The following is a 21063-nucleotide window of genomic DNA, read 5'->3' as shown; positions in this document are numbered from 1 at the left end:
ATCGCGTCCCGATTTAGGATCCGGCCCGTATCCAACATGCAGAAACACCGACCTTCGAACGCCGCCTCTTGAGACGCCGCCTCCCATGTTGTGGTGTGAAAGTCGAAGATCGGTTCGAGTGGGTACACGTTCAGGCGCCTGCGAAAAAAAGCAGGGGGATCGAAAATCGCCTGATTGAATCGCTCGCGGCGATCGACCTATAAGACATCAGCACTCTCCGTTTCCAAGTTAGTGGCCAACGAAGAACATGTACAGCGCGTCAATTCCTGCAAAACCTGAAATCGCGCTACCCGCAAGATTCGCTAATCGGCTATCGACACGGCGCTTCAATATCAGAAAAACAACGAGGTACGCGACAAGCGCCATCGTCAAGCTGGCGACGATCTTGATGCTACCTGTGACCACCACGGATACGAGCGGTGAGAAATCAACTGCTGCAGTCATCAACGGTTCCTTCGGTTGAGGAAAATCAGCCAATGGCTCGCGAGATGTCGGTCACGTTCGAGGCTTCACGCTCGACGGCCTTGGGCGCGGTCAGCGGGACGCCTGCGATCGGGCTCTGATCGTCGACCGGTTCGCTTTCGATGGTAAGCATGCGTGCGACGCGCTTGAGCGTGCCATCGAGCGAGGCGCGCGGACCAAGGCGGATCGTGCCGCTGTAGTAGATGTCGCCGGAAACTTGACCATTGATTTCGAGCGAGCCGCGCGCGTGTACGTCGCCATCCACCCGGCCATCGACGCGCACGTGCTCGCCCTCTGCGCTGCCCTTGACGAATCCGCCTTCGCCGATGTGCAAGAGACCCTGTGTCGAAATGATGCCGCCGTTGAGCAGGCCAAAGCAGGACACGCCGTGGTCGACCACGATCTCGCCGGTGATGGCGCAGCCCGGCGCGATAAGCGTGATGTTGAGTTCGGTTTTCATGTGAGTTCTCAGAACATTTGCACTTCGTTGGAACCGGCGCGGCTCGCCGGTGCGGGCTTCTTATTCGACGCCGCCGGGGCCGTGTCGCTGTCGCTTGCCTGCTCGTCGCGCGGACGTACGGTGTGATGCCGATAGCTGTGCGCCCGGGTCGCTGGCGGTGACGACGTGCCGCGCTCGGCTGCTTGAGCCGGTACGGGCGCGACGGCAGCACTCGCGGATGACGTGGTCGCCGGTGCTGGCGGCGCCGGCAGCACGACTGGCACGACCGGCACGACCGGCTTCGATTCCGCCTGCACGATTTGCGGCTGGGGCGCGGCGACTGCACGTGCGGCTTGCGGCTCGCGATGCGACTGGCGGATCGGCGAGACGGCTGCAAGCTTCGTTTCGTTGGACGCGGTCGGCGTGGCTTTGGCGGCGCCTGCGTTGCCGGTATTCGTGGCCGACGTCGGGCTGAGCGAATTGCGAAACTGATCGACTGTCAATCCGACGGTCGGCGCGTTGCCGAGGTCGCTCGCGCTCAGCATCGGGGCAACTGCGACCGGGCGAGCAGGCGAGGCGTCGATCGGGCGAAGAGCGGGTTCACTGGCGAGGACCGGCGCGGTCGCGTTTTCGTTCTTCTGCGACGAAGCCTTTTCCCCGCTGCTCTTTTGCGGCATCGTGCTCGCGCCGACGGCATGCCAGATCCTCGCCGCGCCGACACCCGCCATCGCGACGATCAGTGCGATGAGAAGGGGCTTGGCGCAGCGACGCAAAACCGGACCGGACTTGGACATGCGCGATGTCAGCTTCGACGATTTGCTGTCGCTTTCAAACACGGCCGGTGCCGGCAGCGCCGCAATTTGACGCGGCAGATCAATGGTCATCGAGTCAGGTGCGAACTGCGCATGCAGTCTTTGAATTTCGCGCAAGTCCATGCGGGATCCTCCTGTGTAGGTTTGGTCGAAGACGTGTTGGATCGAGCTTAAACAGCGCTGCCGGAAATCAAGGTGAGCGCGGATAAGGTCATTAAAACCAGTTCAGTGCGTCTCGTCGGGGTCGGGAAGCAACACACCTTCAGGCGCGAACCTGTTGTTGTCCGGAATGCACAAGAAAGGGATTTGCTTGACGCGGATTTCGGCCGCCTGCAGCGCGGCCTGACGCGTTTGCGCCGTCAGAGAGCGGAACATCAGCGCTTCCATTGTCTTCAGGAAAAGCTGGTCATACATGGAAAGCACGCGAACGAGCCGGCCCGACATGGCGTGCTTGATCTCCAGCGTCACCAACTCGGGTTGAGTGGGTGTGCGTCTGCCCGGCAACTTGTTCGCCCAATCCAGCGCTTTCTTGAAGAAAGCCTCGGCGGCTCGAAATTCCGCTTCGATCGCGATGAGCTTGCCGCCACGCGCGACGGTCATTTTTGCGGCCGCGAAGTTGAAGTCTGAGCGCAAAAATTCACGCGCGAACTTCGAGTAGTAGGGCAGTTCTGTCAGCGCGAGCGTTTCGGCGTGAATTCTGGCGAGACGGCTATCACTGGTGAGCCTTGAAAGGGGGCGAAGACCGCTCTCGGCCGCGCTTTCGTTGCTCGGAGGTGAGGCGCGTGTCGGTTCCTCGTCGGGCATTTCCATGTTGATAACAGCCATGATCGTTTTTCGGTTCGTTTGTGTTCTCTCTCACATAAGATTTTCATTGTTTAGACAAGTGTCAAGGCAGCGAAAGCTATACGAATTTCGCGAGCTTTCCACTGCACACGAGCGCATTTAACCCGGATACTCAATTCCATTCCCCGCGTCGCCGACGCATCGACCTCGACTCCAAGCCCGGAGTCCCATCTTTTTTCTGCAAGCCGTGCTCGCCTTGTGCGTTCGCATGCTCCGACCGGATCGCTACCGGTGTGGAAATCTTCCTTGTGCTGAGTGTGTTCGCTACACACTCCCCAATTTCAGCCGTGATACTCGTATCCTGGCCTGCATTCTTTGCACCGGTACATCGTTCGAACCCTTCGGGTGTTCTCTCTCCAGAGCCTGATCTGGGTAGAACGATCGAAGTTGGCTGATCCGTGAAACCTGCGGTGGAAGCAATTCCGAAAAGGGCTGTTGCGCGGCGTGACCATGCCGCGCGAGAACGACTTTACGTTCTCTGACTGAGCGCCCCGGATCTCCGGGCGCTCCCTGCACGTCACGTCCCCGGAAGGGACGTGGCGCGTAGGCCTCCCTCTCTATCGATTTCACGAAGCTCGCCCCCTCACCGGAGCGGGCTTTTTTTTTCGTCTGTCGCTCCCCGCGACGGACCTTTCTCAACGGAGGTGCTGTTCATGCTGTTGCCCGACCGCCTCAACCAGCGCATTGCTGAGGCCATCAAGCATCAAATCGATACCGAGCGCGAGCAAGCGGACACTGCGTCCCCTGATTGGCGCGCGCGCTGCGAAGTTGCTCAGGTCGCGATGTACAGCGACTCAGAGCGCTCTGTCTTTATCCACCACGTGAGCGTTCGTCGCGGCAGTACGGCGGCCCGGGAGATGCAATCTCAGGCCGACACGCTGCGGACCAACACCATTTTTTTTCTCGCAAGGAAACCGTCATGAACGCTGTTGTTCAGATGTTCGATCACGCCCCGCGCAGTCTCGTCGAAGAGCGAGCGATTCGCCCCCCCACGATCGGCAAGATTCGACCCGGTATCAAGGTACTCACGCGCGCCAATCAGGCGAACGATCGCGCAGTCAAGCTGTATCACGACATGGTGGCCGCGGGCGAGTCCTATGAAGCCATCGGCAAGCTGCTGGAAACGACGCTCAAGTTGCGAAATGCGCTGGTTCCGAAGAACGTGCCGTACTTCGTGTGCAGACGCTCCGACTTCTCGAATCCGGACACGGCCGACGAAATCCTGCGGCTGTATGGCGAGGATCGCGGGCAGGGCGTGAAGCTGTATCGCTTCCCTGTCATGTTCGCGTTCGATGACTGGCTGCGAAATGTGCCCAACCAGATGGCGGCCTACACGACAGCGGGGCGGCAGTACTTCTCCGAGTATGATCGGGACGGCAAGCGCTACTGCAAGATGTACGCGCCCGTCGAGCGCAATGCCCGTGCGCAACGTGCCCGCCGGTCTTTCGGTGGTCGACTCGTAGTGCACCGGCAGGACGATGACATTCCCGATGGCATTTGCGACCCGCACGTTTGTCCGCAGTATCAGGACCGAAAGTGCAACCTGACCGCGAATTTCGTGTTCGCGATTCCGGATGTGAAAGGCCTCGGCCTGATTGAGCTGCCGACCAATTCGATCTACGTGCTTCAGAAAGCGTATTCGGCGATGCAAACCGTGTCGCTCGCGCGCGGCAGGCTCACCGGCACGCGCTTCTGGCTCTCGAAGAAAGAGTTCGACATCACCCGGATCGACGATAACGGGCAAGCCGTTCGGCAGAAGCAGATGTTGACCGTGCTCGATGCTGACATTGACCTCGGCGCGCTGCTCGATGGCGCGGAAGAAGGGCAGCTTGCCCTGGACGCGGCCAGTCGGGCGGTTGCGCTGATCGAAGCGGATGGCTCGGTCGAAACGTTGCATGAAGCGACCCTTCAGCCTGACGACAGCCTGAGCACCGGCGGTAAATCGGCGGGAATGCCCGAAGTCGAAGAGCGGTTTGAATCCAACGAGACGCTCGAAGAGAAGCGCCACCGGATGTCTGACCTGCTTCAACGCCTTGGGCTGAACCAATCCGAGCGACAGCATGGCTTTCGCGTGTACGCGCACCAGCGGTACGGTCGTGGCTGGATCGAACGAATCGCGGACGTTGGTGCGATGAATTCGAGGCTGACCGCCGCGCTCGACGATCCCGCGTCGCTTGACGTCGAGATCCAGGACGCGGTTGGAAGCGTGCTCTACGAATAACTCTAGCCAGTCCCTTTCCCGCGCTATTTCGACGCGGGAAAGGCTGGCGCTTCCTTTCTGTTGCGCATGAGAGCATTTCAGCAAGAGACGCTTGCTCAAATGTTTTCGACCGCGCGGCTTCAGCGCATCGAATTCGTCCGCTTCGGCGGCCCATCTACTTGTTCACGCGAAGGAGTTTCCAATGCGTAGAGTCGGCAACTTCACGCTGTTCTTCGGCGCGGACGATGCTTTTAGCAACTGGCATCCGTGCCGGTTCGTGTATCACGGCGTGGCGTTTACGTCGGTGGAACAGATGACGATGTTCTCGAAGGCGAAGCTTTTTGGTGATGAAGCGGCGGCACAAGCCATCCTCTCCGCTCATCATCCCAAAGAGCAGAAAGCACTTGGCCGCCAGGTTAAGGGCTACGACCTCGGAACGTGGAAGGAAAAACGAGAGTCGATCGTCTACGTTGGTTGCCGCGAGAAGTTCGCGCAGCATCCCGGGTTGCGATCGCTGCTTCTTGCGACCGCTCCGACTGAGATTGTCGAGGCGAGTCCCTACGACGTGATCTGGGGCGTGGGGCTAGGTGAGCGTCATCCCGACATCACAGACAAATCGAAGTGGCGTGCCCAGAACCTTCTCGGCCAAGCGCTGATGAATGTCCGGGACGCGCTGTCTATTCAATCGCAACAATGACAGCAAGAGCCTATGTTGACTGATCAAAAGCAGATGCGATGTGGCGGCTGCGGGCACGACACTTTCAAGGTGTTCACCGCGGACCGCACCGTACGCATCGTCGTTGAATGCCAGGGGTGCAAGAGCACCTCCTATATCGAACCCGTTCCCTCCAAACTCACGATTGAATGGGGCGAAGGGGAAGGATGCATTACGGTGTTTTGAGTCAATCGCTACGTCGAGGTCTGGCGTTGGATCAATCGAGCTGCCTTCCGGAAACGGGGCGGCTCTTTTTCATTATGGAGGCGACGTGAAAATCGCTCATTTCTCTGACTTGCATTACGCGCCCGGGAATCTCGAAGAGGCCGATCGCTGTTTTGGCTTCGCGACCGAGCACGCAGTACTCATGCACGCGGATGTAGCTGTCATCTCCGGTGACGCGACCGATCATCGGCTCGACGCGCATGCGCCGTCCCTGCATCGGCTCGCCCGACGCATCAATGGGCTCAGCGGAAGTATGCCGGTGCTCATGTTGCAGGGAACGTTTTTGCATGAGCCGCCGGGAACGCTTCGCAACTTCGAACTGATGTCGGCAACACATCAGATCTATGTTGCGGAGCGCGTCCAGCAGGTTAGTCTTCACGAAGGCCGGTTCTATGCATCGAGCGGACCGGTCTTCTCCGAAGACGAGCTGCGCGAAGTACTCTCGATCGGCGCCGACGTCGTATTCACCTGTTTGCCCACCGTCAACAAGGGGCAACTGGCGGCAGCCGTCGGCGCAAAGGACGCGGCGACGGGACTCGAGGGCGTGCTGTCCGACTACCTCAGTGCCGCTGGACGAATCAACCAGCAGCTTCGCGCTGAGGGTGTTCGTACGGTCGGCGTGTCGCATGGCACGGTCAACGGCTGCACGACCGAGCACGGCGTCACGATGGCAGGCTTCGATCATGAGTTTTCGCTCGGCAGTCTCTTCGAGGCCGAGTGCGACGCGTTCATGCTGGGACACATCCACAAGGCGCAACAGTGGGAGCGTGCCGGGCGAGTGGTGGCGTATCCGGGATCGATCGGGCGCTTCCACTACGGCGAAGACGGCGACAAGGGTTATCTCATGTGGGACGTTCAGGTGGGGCACGCGCAAGCGGATTTCATCGTGACGCCTTCGCGCGAGACCCTCTGTATTGACTTCGATGGTCCGCCTGACATCCAGCGTCTTGCCGCGATCGCGCTGGATGCAACGGACAAGTTCGTCCGCATTCGTTGGCAAGTCGACGAAGAGCACCGCCAGTCGGTCGACCGCGAGGCGATCGCAGCGTTGTTCGCGAACGCAGCAGAGTTGAAGGTCGAAGCGCGCATCCTGCCCGTGGTCCGCTCGCGCGCGCAAGGGATCAGTCTGGAGACGACGATCGATCGGAAAATCGAGCGCTGGTGTGAGCATACGGACGTGACGCCAGGCCCGCTGTTGGATCGGCTGCAGCTTCTCGAAACTGGTGATGCTGAGTCGATCGCTGCGCGTGTCCTGTCGAACCTGATAGACAGTGCAGCTGCCCTGGAAAGCCCGCCTGCGGACAGACCTGCAGCGATACCGGTTGCGGACATCGAAGCGCCGGCAGAGTTGCCGATGCCCGACGCGACGGTTGAAGTCGTCGACTCGGCTTCGATTGGCCCATCCGGTACTCCATCCGGATTGGCCGGGCAGCTTTCGTGGCTCGACGATGATTTGTTCGCGGCGTAGTAACAGCCTCGATATGTGAAGGAGGCCAGCACGGCTCCTTCACACTGAACACGTAGCCGTGTTCCGATAGCGCGGAAGTTTCCCGCCGCTATCGAAACAGAGGTTCGCCGCGTCATTGACGCATCGATACAGTAGTTGCAGCACCTTTCTCAAGCAGTTCAATCAATCTTTCACCCTGGCGGGGCGCGACCCCTACCGGGGCGCACTCCGCCCTTTTCATGGGAGTGCGTCATGTTTGGTCTTTATCCTGCTGGTCCCTCATGGGTTCGCTCATACTCGCTCGCCGACAACACGGCGCGCGATATTCAAAAGTCGTTGGTGGACTTCGCCGGTTTCACGACGGCGATCCAGCATCAGCCGTTCGGCGAACATCGCGGCGCTGTACTGGCGCAACTTGGTCAGACTCTGCTGTTGCTGGCGACCACACCCGGTGCGACGGAAGTCGCGATCACGCCGACCGTGCAAATGCAGCATCTGCTCTGGTCCTATCAGGAGGGGTATGCGAGCCAATGGTCGCCGGCCGAAATCCGCAGCCTCACGGGCTACAGCGGATGGTCGGAGCTTCTGACGAACGCGCGACGCGAGTTCAGCAGAGCGTGCGATCACGTGTCATCCGCTCTGGATGGGTCACTGCGGGCACCGCAACGCGCGGTCGTCTCGACGGATCTGAACGCCTCGTTTCCCAACGAAGATGACGAAGCGTTTTACGCGGAGATGGCAGCGGTTTCGACCTCGTTGTCTGACTCGGAGGGCATGTCATGCGGCCTCTGAAACTGACCCTCGAAGGCTTTGTCGGCGTCCGCGATGGAATGAAGCGGGAGAGCATCACGCTCGATCTGGAATCGCTGCCGGATGGACTGATCGCGTTGACCGGCCCGAACGGGGCCGGAAAGACGACGATCATGGACAATTTGCACCCGTATGCGATCATGCCGTCGCGCGCATCGAAACTCTCTGTCGATGCTTTCTCGTATTGGGATCACATCTGTGGCACCAATGCATTGAAAGAACTCGAATGGGAGCACGATGGCATTCGCTACCGATCCTCGTTCATCTTCCGCAAGCCCGGAAAGACTGGCAAGGCGGAATACTACGTCGCCTACCGCGGCATGGATGGCGCGTGGCGTCCTGTATCGCTGCCAGACGGCACGGTGTCGGACGGCAAAGCGGAGTCGTATAACCGCTGTGTGGAGGCGATCAACGGTTCGCTCGAAACGTTTTTCACCAGCGTCTTCTCGGCACAGAATCGCCGGCCGCTTGCATCGTACGGCGCGGGAGAAATCAAGACGCTTCTGGCAGAGTTGCTCGGCATCGATCATCTGAAGGCGTTGTCGGCGAAAGCGGGCGATGTCGCGAAGCTGCTCGGGAAGTCGCTCGATGGCATTCAGTCGGAACTTGCGAGGCTTGCGGGTAAGCGACAGCGCAAAGTCGAGGTTGAGCAGTCGATCGTGAGTCAAGGCGACGCTTTGCGTGCAGCACGTAAGCAACGCGAGGCAGCGCTTGCGCAAGCCAACAAGCTTGGTCAGGAGCGGGCCACGCTTGCCGCGAAGCAAAGCGAGTCCGCTTCGGTCGAAGCGCGTCTACGTGAACTTGGCGTCCGCCGGGAAGATCTGAATAAGGCATCGCGAAACGCTGCTGGCGACGAGCAAGCTGCTGTCGCTCGAAGTCTGCAACGCGTCACCTTGCTTAATCGGACGATCGTGACGCACCAGGCAACGCTCGCTCGTCGAGATGCCATCCTGGGTGCGGCCGCGAAGCGCGAAGAGGCTGAGCTGGCGATCGCGCGTGAGGAGGCGAAGTTCAGTCCTCTGCAGCGTGACATTGCCGAGCTTGAAGTGAAGAACGCAACGCTCAGCACTTTGAGCGTCTCACTCTCGAGCATGATGAGCGAGGGTACGACCAAGGCGGCGCATTTCGACACGCTGAGTAAGCAGGCGGCTGTGGTCGACCAGGTTCCGTGTGTTGGGCATGCGATGCACGCTCAGTGTCCTTTGCTGACGCAGGCCTTGCAGGCCAAGACGCAAGCTGAGGCGCAACGCATTTCGGTCGCCGATCTTCGAGCCAAGTATCGTGAGAAGAAGGCGCAAGCCGAAGGCTTGGGGACGGTGCCGGCTGAGTTGGCGGCAAAGCGCGTCGAGATGTTGGCCGTGACTGATGCAGTCGCACAGCTTCGCCGGGCGTTGCAGGTAGCGACCGAGTTGGCTGCAAGCAGGCCGCTTCTGGACGCGGCGGACTCGGGACTGGAAGCCGCACAGGCAGAGTTGCGTTCGATCGGCGAGGAAGGGGCCACGCGGTCCGCCAAGTACGAGTCCGAAAAGGCTCGCATGACAGAGGAGCTGGCGCGCATTGCCGACGAGGCGACGCGACTTGCAGCCGTCGATGTGACGGCCGCGATCGCGAAGCTGGACCGGGACCGCGCCGCAAATCGCGAAGCCGTCGCAGCGTTTGATGGGCGGATCGAAGCATTGATCCGTTCGCAAAGCGTCCTGCAGGCGGAGGGCGAGGCGTTGGTGGTCGAGTTGGAGAAGTTCTCCGCGACGCAATCACGCGCGGATCGCTTGTCTGATGAGATCGCCCAGTGGAAGCTGCTGGCGAAAGGACTCGGCAACGACGGGGTGGTAGCACTCACCATCGACGATGCCGGCCCCGCGCTCACGCATACGGTCAACGAGCTCTTGCTCGCTTGTTACGGCATGCGCTTCACTGTTGAGATCCGCACGCAACGCGCGCTCGCCAATGGTGAGTTGCGTGAAGGCTTCGAGATCCTCGTCCACGACGCTGATGCCGACACTAGCAAGTCGGTTTCGGTGATGTCGGGCGGCCAGAAGGTGTGGATCAACGAGTGCCTGACGCGCGGCATCGCGCTGTATCTCGCACAGAACGCCGGTCAGCCGTATCAGACCTTGTTCAGTGACGAGTCGGACGGTCCTCTCGATCCGCAGCGCAAAGTGCAGTTCATGAGCATGAAGCGCGAAGTGCTTCGGCAGGGCAGGTACCAGCGGGAGTTCTTTATCTCGCAGACGCCCGAGCTCGTCGCCGAAGCAGATGCTGTCATCGACGTTCACGCGCTTGCCGCCTGATTTCTCTTAACCCTCTGGGGAGTCGCCCCCCTCAGGGGACCCCAGCAGGGGGGCGCTTCTCGTTTCCTCCTTTCTCGCGTCGCTTGGCGCTCATCTCTCATGGCAAATCTCTTGATGCTCCTGCTCGCGGCAGCCGGCAGTCCCTTTCACTCGAACGCGGTGCCTTGCCTGCCGCCGGCGCAACCAGTTGCACCGGCTACCGCGCAGTCTCAGCAGCCGCGTCCGCCGTACCTGCGTCGCGCGTCTGCTTTCGATACCGGCCGTCTGCGTCGCATTTGACAACGCCCCTTCATCTGACTTAACGGGAGCCTTTCATGGCCTACTCATGTACTGACTTCGTCGACGATATTCTCAATGACATGGTGAGACGAAGCTGGATTGAGCCCGAGCAGTACGGGCCTGAGGACACGCAAGCACAATGCGATGCGGTGTTAGGCGCAATTGGCGATGCGGACGTATCGTTGCGCCTCGCCGCTGACGCCAAACAGTTCCATGCGGAGCTGATCGATGCATTCGAAACGCTGACCCGCATCGCTGAAAAACACGGTGCGTCCGCGCTCGAAATGTCGTCTACCTCCAGTCGTTGATTTTTAAGGACTCCGTGATCGAGCTCGCTCGGGTAGAGGCTGATGTGTTTGCGTTCATCAGAGAGCTACCTTCGGGCGTTCGCTGGTGGCAGAACGTGAAGGTGCCCGAGAAAGCGGCGCCTGATAGCTGCCAACTCTCTTTTTCAATCCCTGCGGGCAAGCGACCCGCTGGGTCGCTCCGCACGTTTCTGTGGAGTGTTTCGATGTTTGAAGCAGCAAAGCTCGGCGCATCGCCGGAACAGTTCGCCAACTTGGAAGCTGCGATCGACTACATCGCCGGCACACCGACACACGCCGGAGAAGTCCGACCGTGGGTCCGGAACATCAATACCAAGGCGTTCGTGATCATCGGCGGCAGAGTGCAACCCCGCAACAGGGGGCCGCAATGATCCCGCCGTGGCTCGAGCAATACGCCAGTGGCCAGAAAACCGGCTATGCACAAGCACTGATGGCTTACGCGGACTATCACGGCGTCGATGGTTCTGCCGATGACGACCCGGAAATCGAGGAGCGGATTGCAATGCACCGGCAGCCGATCGTCGGTTATGCCAGCCGCACCGGCACCGCCGCAACCTGGCGGCACTGCAGGGGGCAGATTGGCGCTTGTTGATCTCGGCCAAAGGCGAATTGCGTACCGAGGGCTTTCGCCGCTATGCGTTGGACAACGGCGCGTGGACGGCGTACCAGCAAGGCGCGCCATTCGACGAGTATGCGTTTTCGGTCGCCGTTGAACGGCTGGGCGAACGGGCCGACTGGCTCGTCCTTCCAGACATCGTTATGGGCGGCTTGGCCTCGCTTGACTACTCGTTGAAGTGGCTGCAGCGCTTGCGCGGCATGCCATGTCGGATGCTGATCGCAGTTCAGAACGGCATGCAGGTCAACGATGTTGCCTCTCTCCTGTCCCCTGCCGTTGGCATATTCGTGGGCGGTTCAACGGAATGGAAGGAGCAGACGGCGCACGTGTGGGGATCGCTCGCACGCCGACGTCATTGCTATCTGCACGTTGGTCGCGTGAACTCGGCGCGGCGCATCCGCATCTGTGCGGCAGCCGGTGCGGACAGCTTCGACGGTCCCAGCGTGAGCCGGTATGCGAAAACGCTTCCGCGGCTGGATCGCGCAACGCGGCAAGCCGACATGTTCGCAGCGGCGCATGATGGTCTTGAAGAGGCACAACGTGCGACGGCTGATGATCTGATTTGATTCACCCATTGACCCTTTCGGGAGCGCATCCCGAAAGGGGCGTCCCTGCTTTTCTCTGGAGCGCAAGGATGGAAAAGGAAATTCTCTTGAAGATGGACGCCGCGATCAACGTCATGCAGCGCTACGTCGATCAAGGCTATAGCCTGAGCTGCGGGTATAGCGGCGGTAAAGACAGCACTTGCACCTTAGTTCTGATGCTCGAAGCGATCCGACGTGCCAACCGGTCGTCGATCAGCCACCACCACATCCAATCGGCGGACACGACAATTGAAAATCCGACCATCGCTAACTTCCTGCATTCGGTCCTCGATGAACTACATATGTACATTGAGGAGTCGGCGTTGCCGGTCGAGATCCATGTGACGAAGCCGTCGCTCGCGAGTCAGTTCGTGGTTTCAACGATTGGCCGTGGGACGTTAGTGCGTACCCCAGAGAATGGTGTGCGCGACGGCAGACGCACGCGTGCGTGCGCCGACAGCTGGAGAGTTAGGCCAGGAGGACGCTTGCGGACGCTGCTCGAACGCCGCGCGGGAACCGAGGGCGCTCGCGAAGTCATCACTGTGCTTGGGCTGCGCAAGGACGAAAGTACTTCGCGATCCATAGCAATGGAAGAGCGGAAAGACTCGGCCTATGTTGCGGTTCGGAATCGAGGCGGTGGCCTGACTCTGAGCCCCCTTGCTGATTGGTCGTCCGATGATGTCTGGACGATGCTTGCACTCTTGGCCAATCCGACAAGCTTGCCGCTTGCTTCGCCCCTGTTGCCTGCCACGATCCACCGGCTGTCGGAGATCTACCGCGCCGGCAACCGCGGAACCTGCGGCGTGGTATTGGGTGAGTCAGGAGCGCGTGCTGCGTGTCAAAGCCGTTTCGGCTGCGCGTTTTGTTGTGTTGCCGGTGATCGCGACAAGTCGCTCGAAGCGATGATCGAAGATGAGCAGTACGGGCATCTTCGTCCGCTCAACGACTTTCGCAACTATCTGCTCGCGATCCAGTGGGACATGTCGCGCCGGGAGTTGGTTGGACGAACGCTGAGCGATGCGGGCTACACGCGCATCCAGGCAGACACCTATAGTTTGGCGACGCGAGTCGTTGTTGCACCGAGCCGCTATACCGATTGCCGTGAACGACGTACAAACTCAAGTGCGAGCAGGCGGCGGTACTGGGCGTGGTGAACGGTATATATCCCGATTTCGACAGACACTTGTACCTGTCACGTGGGAGACACATCCTAACCGTCGCGGTCCGCAATTAACAATCGTGCCGATCGGCGTCCACCCGTAAAAGCTCACCTCTGTCCACAGAGCCCGTTCGTACCGGCGATGCACGCGTTCGATATCACTGGTCGACGCCTCACGACATTCAGATAAGAGTTTTGATCGCAATAGCGCCGATTCTGGAGCAAACTGCGCTTCATCGAATTCAAGGGAGCCTCCATGAGCGGCTCGACGTCCGTCGCGTTTCCGGATGCTGACTCACTTGCGGCCCTGCGCGCTTGGTTCGGCGGCTTCAGCTCCCGTGCGGCAGTCGTTCGCTTCTTGCCAGACGCCGTACGGCAGGGGCGCTCGGCGCGAGGTGTGTTGGGTGAGATTCGGCGCGCACTCGCTGCCTTCGCCCTACATGTGGGCCGAACCGACCTAATCCCACTGATCATGCATCCGTCCGTCGGACGTACGCACCGGGCGAAGGCGATCGCGTCAGCCATAGATGCTCTGCGTCATGCGCCAATCGCTTCACCACAGATTACTGATCGAGTGGAGCAGTGGCTGTCTCAGAGATCGGCGCGCGTACTGCATGCGTTTGGGATCCGCACGCTCGCGGACTTGACTGTGCGTATTCCCAGACGCAGGCAATGGTGGACGGTGATCCCTGGGCTGGGGATAGAAAGCGCCCGGAGAATCGAGATGTTCTTCGCAGAACATCCGTGCCTTACTGAGCGTGCTCGTGCGCTGATTGCTGCGGAGCGGGGCAGTCGCATCACCCCTTGGGAACATCTCTACCTGCCGAGGGAATTGGACGGGTCATTTAGAACCTTCAGAGCACCGTTGCCAACGTGTGTTCTCGACGCGAGCAATGACTATGAAGCTGTGCAAGCATGGATTTCGCTGCACGAATCCTCGGCGACGCAGCGCACCTATCGGAAGGAGGCCGAGCGTCTAATCCTATGGGCCGTTGTCGAGCGTCAACGAGCGCTATCTTCGCTCACTACCGAGGATGCCATAGCGTTTCGTTCGTTTCTTCGACGGCCGGTACCGCGCGACCGATGGGTTGGACCAACGAGATCTCGCAGATCTCCAGACTGGCGACCGTTCGAAGGTAGCTTGTCGGACCGATCGATCGCGCAGGCGATCGCCATCCTCGCAGGCTTATTTCGGTGGCTCATCGAACAGCGGTACGTGGTTGCGAATCCCTTCTCAGGAGTGAGGGTTCGCAGGGGTGCGCGTTCGAACTCGATCGACACGGCTCGGGCTTTCACCACGGGCGAATGGATGTTGCTCAGAACGTTAGCGGACGGTATCGAATGGTCCAACGGGTGGCAGACATCCGCGGCACAGCGTCTGCGTTTCCTACTCGATTTCGGATTCGCGACAGGACTACGGTCAAGCGAACTGGTGGGAGCGACCCTCGGGCACATCAGAAGCAACGCGAGGGGCGAACACTGGTTGATGGTGACTGGGAAGGGAGGCAAGAGAGACAAGGTTGTCTTACCGCCTTTGGCGTGGGGCGCGCTAACGCAGTACTTGCTCGCAAGAGGACTGCCCGTGGCGCCGGAGCGGTGGCGTGCCGAGACTTTAATTATTGGACGTCTTAATGGCCAATCGGTCGAGCCTATCAGCGGTGAGCGACTGTGGGCTATATTGCGGCGATTCTTCCACCAGGCGGCCCATCTGATCGAAGCTGATCACACAATACTTGCAGGGAAGTTGCGGCGCGCGAGCCCGCACTGGATGCGGCATACGCACGCGACCTACGGGCTTGCGCACGGCGCCGAACTCACTACCGTGCGCGATAATCTTCGACACGCGTCTATCTCAACAACATCAATATACGTGCACAGTGATGAGACGACGCGTGTTCAGCAGATAACGGCTGCGTTTGGCGTTGCCAGATCTTGGCCCGCTTTGACGGCCAACAGATCTTGGTGCAATGAACCTATTCTCTCTCCTTCAACATATGCGCCATCCACGTTCTGGCCTCGCTCCACTGTGCTGGAGTAAGCAGCACATGTTCGATGCCGTTCTTAAGGCTTGTGAGCCGCGTGGAATCATCATTGCGCGATTGGACCTCCAATCTCTCGTCGCGACTCGAATGAAGCAGTCGAAGAAGTTCGTTTACTGATGGCGGCAATCGTTGGTCAGAGGACGTCGAGATCTGAAGCGCGAGTTCTTCGGACGGACCAGACCGGATCGCATCGTCTATAGAAATCGGCGAGGCCTCGGTCTGCTGCTCAAGCAACCGCCCCAGATGGAGATTTTCATCGTGCAGGCGCTTGTTGTCAGCCCTGAGCAAGTCTATGTAGGCGCGCGTCTTCGCATCGATATCAGTCGACGGGTATTGTGCACGTGCGGCGCCTACGGTCGAGGCAACCCCTTCAGACACGCGCTTCGTTACCAGACTGTATTCGTGAATGCGACGCGAGATGTACGCCTTGAGCTGACGGTTGTTTTGGATGGTTTGCTTCTTAGGACCGCCGAAGCGCTCTGTCGTTGCCGCAGCGACGCGACTGTAGTTCATGAGGCCTCTAACGACTTCGATGCTGTCACAGGCCTGCCGAATTCGCTCAAGGCTCGCACGAGCCTTGGGGCCGAGTTCGGACATCAACCGGCCGTAAATTTGATCCGCGCTTTCGATCAACATATCAGGTCCTGATCTCATGCGGCCGAGAGCGAGTTTCCGCTTCTCTTAATTCGACGATCTTTCTGGACGGCTTCTCCCACAATATGACTGGCCCATTCGCGAAACTCAGTACGTCGCTCTTCGCGAATGGGTAGCGGAGTGTCGTCATCGATGCAGGCTTGCACGGCTGTCGATCCGGCGAGTTGTTCAACCATGTTCGCCATAAGCCACGCCGCTTCGTACCGCTTGGACGCGTCGGGAATGTCCATGAGCAGATGTTCTGACGCTTCGTGGCGCAGAATTTTGTCCATGAACTCGCAACAACGGTCCTTGGACAGTTGAGAGGCGCGAGCAAGCCCCCCTTGTATGTTCGCGGATTCCAATATCCCTCGCACCAAGGCGAACTCACTACCACGTTCGAGTCGTACATCGATCTCGCTTGCGATATGTTGTTTATCCGCTGCAGCCAGTAGCACCAGCGGTCTGTCATTGCTTCGATGCTCCTTCTCAAACTGCTTCCATTGGTCTAACAACTTCGACGATTCCTCAAACATCATGTAACGGTTGAACCACTCCAACACCAGCGGCTCGCAACGCTGATCGATGCTTGCGATCTGCTCCTTTACGACCTGTCGATCGAACGCAAGTCTACGACGTGCGTCCACCTGAAGCTGATCCGTATCGTTCCACGCGAGTTCGGACAGATGTTCGTATAACGCTTTCCGGGACCGGCCGTGCATGCGAAGCTCTAGCCTGAGTTCGTTCATCGCCTGCGCTTGTTGTATCAAGAACGCGGGCCCAGTACTGAAGAACCGGCAGTTACCGCACCCACCATTGACGGGCTCGTACTTTTCAAGGTTGAGATCAAGCGCACCACCGGATCTCACTCCGCCAATCTGGCACGCAGTCCCGCCTAGCGGACAGATACCACCAGGAACTGTGCGCCATCCGGCGTATTGCTCCATCAGGCTTTCGCTTCTGATAGTTCGGTAGCGAGGGTTACCAACCCACAAAGCGGTTGCTGAAGAGAGAGCTGGGCGAAGGCTGTCCCAGCTTTCGACGATACCCTTAGCATTAAATGCCGCGGTGAGCTTCTCCTTCAGAGCCGCTCGCTCTGCCTTAGCGTAGTAGAGCGTCATCACTGCCGTCGCGTGACCAGCGATGAACTCCTGAACGATGCTAACCGGGACGCCCATCTCTATAAGCCGCGAGATACCTGCCACGCGCAGTCCATGAATTTGGTACAGGCTTGCGCGCCCTTGATACCCGAGTGATGAACTGCTCGGAGACGTAGTCGTGACCGGCCGCCCCTCCGCTGCAAGACGCCTCTCGACTTCGATCGAAAGCGCATTGAAGAGCTTATACATTTTCGCTGCCTGACAGGGAACGTGAACGCGGGTGTGAGCCGCATCATTTCGATAGGTATCTTGTGAGAGGTCGGCAAACACTGGTGTGATCATCGGAAGACGTTCTGCAAACCTCTTGTTCACGTGCTTTTGCTCGATAGCAGCGTCCATAAACGACACAGGCAACGGATTGGGCGCGTACTTGTCTATCCACTTGATTTGCTGGAACAGTACTTCGTAGGGCCGGTTTAGCCATCGGGCCGCCGTTTGCGCCTCCTGCTCTTCGCCTTCATGCATCGTGTGAGGCCATGGGATTTCGTATCCCCTGCGGTTCAGCGGATCCCACATTTGGGTTTTGTTCGTGTTGACGAACAGACCAATCTCATGAACGTTGAGCACGGAGTCGGAGATTGGTTGCAGCACGCCGCTCGGGCGACCGAATCGCTCTTCATGGGTATCTCCGTCGGGATATCTCCACGACGCGAGAGGATGTCGATTCTCTTCATAAACGTGTCGGTCTATGTTCCAGATGCGCTGATCCATTAATCCACGGTCGAGCCAGCGTGCCTGCTTGCCGCGTATAGGGATCATGAGAAGCAGCGCAAGCATCGCGCAACGAGATGGGCACCATACGGTCTCGGCGGGTGACGTACCATCGGGGCCAAACCATTCGAAGAGGTCGAAGGCTGCGGGGCCCTCGCGAGCCCAGCGGTAGGTCGGCACGCCATCTGCATCGCAATCGAGCAGGACGTCAATCATTGCTTCATGAATCGCGGTGGGAAGCCTGTGCCGGACCGCTTTCGAAGGTTTGATAAGTCGGAACGGGTTCCCCAGCGGAGCGAAAGGATTGGCCTTCAGTGGAATTGTCGAGTCGGGGCGAAGTTTCAATGCATTGCATACCACCGTGAACGCCAACGCGGGCGCCGTCCATGCTGAGACAGGTGGCTTCCCTGTCGTCTTATTCAGGTTCTCTGGTCGGACGAGATAGGCTCTGAACGTGTCAGTTCGCGTTGGATCGAACGGGTCGTCAAGGTCGGTCGGCTCGATGTCTGTTGGTGAGACGAAGCTTCGCTCAGCTGCCCAAGGAAGAAGATGTCTATATGCAGCACCGTCGTGAGCTGGGCTGGTGTGCGCCGCGTTGAAGCGGATCTCGGCAAACCTCGCCCAAGCTGGACCGAATTTCCGGGAGATGCTTCCATGAGACCACCGTCCTTCAATCCCGTTTCTCACTTTACGCTTGAGGCCATGGAGCTCCGCCATGGGCCACGGCGGTAGTTGTGGATCCGCCGCTTGAGCTTTTGTCAGCATTGACTTGAACAAGCCGTGAGTCGCCTCGCCGAACCGGCAGTCCTCTAACCATTGTCGAACGTTTTCAGGAATGTCGTACACACTGCGCACTGTCGACGAAGTTAATACGGTCGACAAATGAATACGTTGCGTCGGCAGCAACGTTTTCCAACCCCACGTTGGATCAATTAGGTTGCACGCTGAAACAAGGTAAAACGAAGCGGAGGTGGGGAGAAGAACATACTCATGGTGCGCGAGAAGAACAAGCGCGAGAGTGCAAGAATTAGAAAGCGCGAGCCCATGTAAAGCCTCGGTAGGATTGCGCATCTCCGCGAAGGGCAGTTGGAGATCGCGATATGCATGAAGAACTTCTTTGTTTCGATCTAGTGCCCATTCCCTGCTTTTGGAGTGGTAGTTCCATGTGAACTGCCTCAACGTACCTAGGTTTCGAACGAGTTCCCCAAACGACCGGCTACTATGCAAAACTTTGCGGAAGTGCGGAAGTCCTAGATGGAGCCAGGATATGGCGTCACCTTTCATATTGATCGGCATGCCGTCACCTAACCGATGTGATTCGACGATCACGTCGATGACGGCGTCCTTCTGCAACGACGGCTCGCCGGGATATGTCTCCTCCAAATAATCGAGGACCTTTGACCACATCACCTGGTGATAAGCGTTGCGAAAGCGCTTATCCTTGAACCCGTGCAGGTCGCTCGAACGGAACTTGTTCCGGAAGGTGGAGTTTTTAACGAGCATGTTTGCGAAGTTGCCGTTAGTAAGCTCCAGACACCGCTCGACGCGGTGCGCCACCGAAGGACGAAGGCGCTTCTCATATTGCTCGTTGAGGAATTTGATGACCGATGTGATATCCAATTGCGGTTCAAGCAATACGGCATCGGCGCATGTATTTAGCAGCAGCTCCTTCTTCGACCAGAAGCCGGTAGCAACTGTGAGATGTCGCTGGTCAGTCGTTACATCGAATGGAATGAATTTCGTGAAGCCGGGCATGAACTATTTTAAAGGAGCGAAACGGGGCGCCCAGTGCTCGGGCAGTTCGAGTACCGGTCGACGTAAGCGCGCTTCAGGCTTGACGGCGCCCGCGCGTTGAAGGGAGCTGGCTACAGCGCGGTTGAGCTGATCTCGCACCGCGTCTGCTGACAGGTGATAGTAGGTCTCGGTACTGAGTTGGCTCGCATGTCGAAGGAGTGCTTGCGTGGTCGCGAGAGGGTGTTGCAAAACGCTGGCGCAGTAGTAACCGGCAAGGTGTCGGAGCGAATGAACCCCAAGACCCAAGTGATCGAGCTTCACCCGACGCATGTCGCGGGCCCACATTTTTCGAAGTGCCGGAATGGTCATAGGCAGGCCGTGGCCACGTCGGTCGAGCTGAATGTAGAGCCATGGGTGAAACGGCCATCGAGGCGGTTTTCCGTGGAAGTTTTCTTGCAGATACTCGTTCATGCAGGTTAGGTAGTACACGCCCAAACGGGGGTCGATCCAGATGGCTTCGTGGCCAAACAACTCCGGTGAGGCGGAGTCGTCGAAGTGGAAGGACATTCCTTTGAACCCAGCGTGCATTCCGCCCCTGCGGCCATAAAGAGTGCGTGGTCTCAAACAGTGGAGTTGGGGAACGCGCGTTCTAAAGTCTTCGTTTGCCCATTCCTGTTCAAGGTAAGCCGTTCGATTTCCGCGATGACGAATACCTCTGGCGTCGATCCATCGCCATTCGCCGGTCTCTGGATCATCTAGGCGCACGCGTGCTTCCCCTAGCGGAGAAACGCCGAAAATATCTTCAAGGTAGAGATGCAAGACTTCCGATCCCCGCATGCCGAGTCCGAACAGTTGCAGGTAGAGCATTTTGTCGCGTGGATTCGTGCATTGTTCGACAAGATCCACGAATGCTTCGAGTGGGAATACTTTTCCCATTGCGCGGCGCTTCCCTACGTGGCGCTTGTGCAGAGCAGGAAGCTGGTGCGTGTGCTGGCGCTGTGTCAGGGTGCGCGACGGGAACAGATGCAGTAGGAGATCCCACTTCTCTCTGCTTTTGAACAGCGTGTGTGATTGCACGACATCAAGGACCACCGACTCGAATGGATTAAGACGCCGCGCGAGATGGTAGGTCGCTTGCCATTCGTCAAATGCATTAATGCCGGCAAGGTAACGTTCTAGGTTATGCCGATTCGCAGGCTTCCAGCCAAGTCCTGAGGCTTCGTCTGATGTGCCGTCGCCCATACCTCTTTGCTTTGCTTCCAGAAAGTCGGAGATCAGCCTCTCCTTCGACTCGGAACTTAGCTGCTCCTCGCCATACCGCCACGAACAATAGTCACAAAGGTGAAGAACTGCTCTTATACGTTCCTGCATCAAGGACTGACCGACGCCGTTTCGAATCATGTGGGATATCCATTGATTGACGACGTACGAGGGTCGCCCATTTAGGAAGACCAGCGGAAATCGAGATTTCGGGAACTCGCGAGTGTGGATGTACTTGATGGACCAACAGCGGTGTTGAGGCATGGAAGGCAAGGGCTACAGCGGAGCGGTACTGTATCTCGATCAGAGCCGACC

General features: G+C 58.7%; 20 protein-coding genes and 1 pseudogene. 13 read left to right on the top strand and 8 right to left on the bottom strand.

Annotation, left to right across the window (positions count from 1 at the left end; all coding sequences use genetic code 11):
* Positions 1-228 precede the first annotated feature (228 nt).
* The 4 genes from AWB74_RS30045 to AWB74_RS30030 form a co-directional block, all read right to left on the bottom strand.
* Positions 229-444 (bottom strand): hypothetical protein, encoded by a 216-nt coding sequence (locus AWB74_RS30045; protein WP_061150277.1) that lies wholly within the window; start codon positions 442-444, stop codon positions 229-231.
* A 25-nt stretch (positions 445-469) separates the two neighbouring features.
* Complete coding sequence (locus AWB74_RS30040) at positions 470-922, bottom strand: bactofilin family protein (RefSeq protein ID WP_061150276.1); 453 nt, start codon at positions 920-922, stop codon at positions 470-472.
* A gap of 8 nt (positions 923-930) precedes the next feature.
* The gene (locus tag AWB74_RS30035; RefSeq protein WP_061150275.1) at positions 931-1836 is read right to left on the bottom strand and encodes a hypothetical protein; all 906 of its coding nucleotides are present in this window, start codon (positions 1834-1836) and stop codon (positions 931-933) included.
* A 102-nt stretch (positions 1837-1938) separates the two neighbouring features.
* A complete protein-coding gene (locus AWB74_RS30030; RefSeq protein WP_061150274.1) occupies positions 1939-2538 on the bottom strand; it encodes a hypothetical protein in 600 nt (199 codons plus the stop codon).
* Between the two features lie 674 nt (positions 2539-3212).
* On the opposite strand from AWB74_RS30030, the gene AWB74_RS30025 reads away from it, so the two are divergent.
* The 4 genes from AWB74_RS30025 (at position 3213) to AWB74_RS30010 (ending at position 5657) form a co-directional block, all read left to right on the top strand.
* Positions 3213-3479 carry a DUF7696 family protein gene (locus tag AWB74_RS30025; RefSeq protein WP_061150319.1) on the top strand — a complete coding sequence of 89 codons (267 nt, stop codon included), beginning with the start codon at positions 3213-3215 and terminating at the stop codon, positions 3477-3479.
* Positions 3476-4777 carry a recombination directionality factor gene (locus AWB74_RS30020; RefSeq protein ID WP_061150273.1) on the top strand — a complete coding sequence of 434 codons (1302 nt, stop codon included), beginning with the start codon at positions 3476-3478 and terminating at the stop codon, positions 4775-4777. Before AWB74_RS30025 ends, AWB74_RS30020 begins: the two co-directional genes overlap by 4 nt.
* Before the next feature lie 181 nt (positions 4778-4958).
* Positions 4959-5453, top strand: coding sequence for an NADAR family protein (locus AWB74_RS30015; protein ID WP_061150272.1), 495 nt, complete (start codon positions 4959-4961; stop codon positions 5451-5453).
* A gap of 12 nt (positions 5454-5465) precedes the next feature.
* On the top strand, positions 5466-5657 hold the full coding sequence (locus AWB74_RS30010; RefSeq protein WP_061150271.1) for a hypothetical protein: 192 nt from the start codon (positions 5466-5468) through the stop codon (positions 5655-5657).
* A gap of 31 nt (positions 5658-5688) precedes the next feature.
* Here the strand turns inward: AWB74_RS30010 and AWB74_RS47430 are convergent, their stop codons facing one another.
* The gene (locus tag AWB74_RS47430; RefSeq protein ID WP_235024733.1) at positions 5689-5985 is read right to left on the bottom strand and encodes a hypothetical protein; all 297 of its coding nucleotides are present in this window, start codon (positions 5983-5985) and stop codon (positions 5689-5691) included.
* Between AWB74_RS47430 and AWB74_RS30005 the strand changes: the two genes are divergently transcribed.
* The 9 genes and pseudogenes from AWB74_RS30005 to AWB74_RS29970 form a co-directional block, all read left to right on the top strand.
* On the top strand, positions 5962-7164 hold the full coding sequence (locus tag AWB74_RS30005) for a metallophosphoesterase family protein (RefSeq protein ID WP_235024732.1): 1203 nt from the start codon (positions 5962-5964) through the stop codon (positions 7162-7164). The two genes, AWB74_RS47430 and AWB74_RS30005, sit on opposite strands and share 24 nt — an antisense overlap.
* Before the next feature lie 231 nt (positions 7165-7395).
* A complete protein-coding gene (locus AWB74_RS30000; RefSeq protein WP_061150269.1) occupies positions 7396-7935 on the top strand; it encodes a hypothetical protein in 540 nt (179 codons plus the stop codon).
* Positions 7923-10244, top strand: a complete 2322-nt coding sequence (locus AWB74_RS29995) for an AAA family ATPase (protein ID WP_061150268.1) — start codon at positions 7923-7925, stop codon at positions 10242-10244. Before AWB74_RS30000 ends, AWB74_RS29995 begins: the two co-directional genes overlap by 13 nt.
* 314 nt (positions 10245-10558) lie before the next feature.
* Complete coding sequence (locus tag AWB74_RS29990) at positions 10559-10831, top strand: hypothetical protein (protein WP_061150267.1); 273 nt, start codon at positions 10559-10561, stop codon at positions 10829-10831.
* Positions 10832-11034: 203 nt separating this feature from the next.
* A complete protein-coding gene (locus AWB74_RS45810) occupies positions 11035-11220 on the top strand; it encodes a hypothetical protein (protein ID WP_143749328.1) in 186 nt (61 codons plus the stop codon).
* Positions 11217-11441, top strand: a complete 225-nt coding sequence (locus AWB74_RS47425) for a hypothetical protein (protein ID WP_235024731.1) — start codon at positions 11217-11219, stop codon at positions 11439-11441. Before AWB74_RS45810 ends, AWB74_RS47425 begins: the two co-directional genes overlap by 4 nt.
* The gene (locus AWB74_RS29980; RefSeq protein WP_235024730.1) at positions 11435-12031 is read left to right on the top strand and encodes a hypothetical protein; all 597 of its coding nucleotides are present in this window, start codon (positions 11435-11437) and stop codon (positions 12029-12031) included. The genes AWB74_RS47425 and AWB74_RS29980 overlap by 7 nt, the downstream gene beginning before the upstream one ends.
* Positions 12032-12099: 68 nt before the next feature.
* Positions 12100-13203, top strand: coding sequence for a phosphoadenosine phosphosulfate reductase domain-containing protein (locus AWB74_RS29975; RefSeq protein ID WP_235024729.1), 1104 nt, complete (start codon positions 12100-12102; stop codon positions 13201-13203).
* 261 nt (positions 13204-13464) lie between these two features.
* Positions 13465-15129, top strand: a pseudogene (locus tag AWB74_RS29970) (phage integrase family protein); the annotation flags it as partial.
* Positions 15130-15181: 52 nt separating this feature from the next.
* Here AWB74_RS29970 and AWB74_RS29965 read toward each other — a convergent pair.
* The 3 genes from AWB74_RS29965 to AWB74_RS29955 are packed head-to-tail and all read right to left on the bottom strand — an operon-like array spanning position 15182 to position 20889.
* Complete coding sequence (locus AWB74_RS29965; RefSeq protein ID WP_061150265.1) at positions 15182-15886, bottom strand: hypothetical protein; 705 nt, start codon at positions 15884-15886, stop codon at positions 15182-15184.
* Between the two features lie 14 nt (positions 15887-15900).
* Positions 15901-19509: a VPA1269 family protein gene (locus tag AWB74_RS45805; RefSeq protein ID WP_061150264.1), complete on the bottom strand. Its 3609-nt coding sequence runs from the start codon at positions 19507-19509 to the stop codon at positions 15901-15903.
* 3 nt (positions 19510-19512) lie between these two features.
* Positions 19513-20889 carry a site-specific integrase gene (locus tag AWB74_RS29955; protein ID WP_061150263.1) on the bottom strand — a complete coding sequence of 459 codons (1377 nt, stop codon included), beginning with the start codon at positions 20887-20889 and terminating at the stop codon, positions 19513-19515.
* Positions 20890-21063 lie beyond the last annotated feature (174 nt).

The sequence above is a fragment of the Caballeronia arvi genome, from assembly GCF_001544695.2.
In the GTDB taxonomy this organism is placed as follows: Bacteria; Pseudomonadota; Gammaproteobacteria; order Burkholderiales; family Burkholderiaceae; genus Caballeronia; species Caballeronia arvi.
This window is presented reverse-complemented; position numbering and strand designations above follow the sequence as displayed.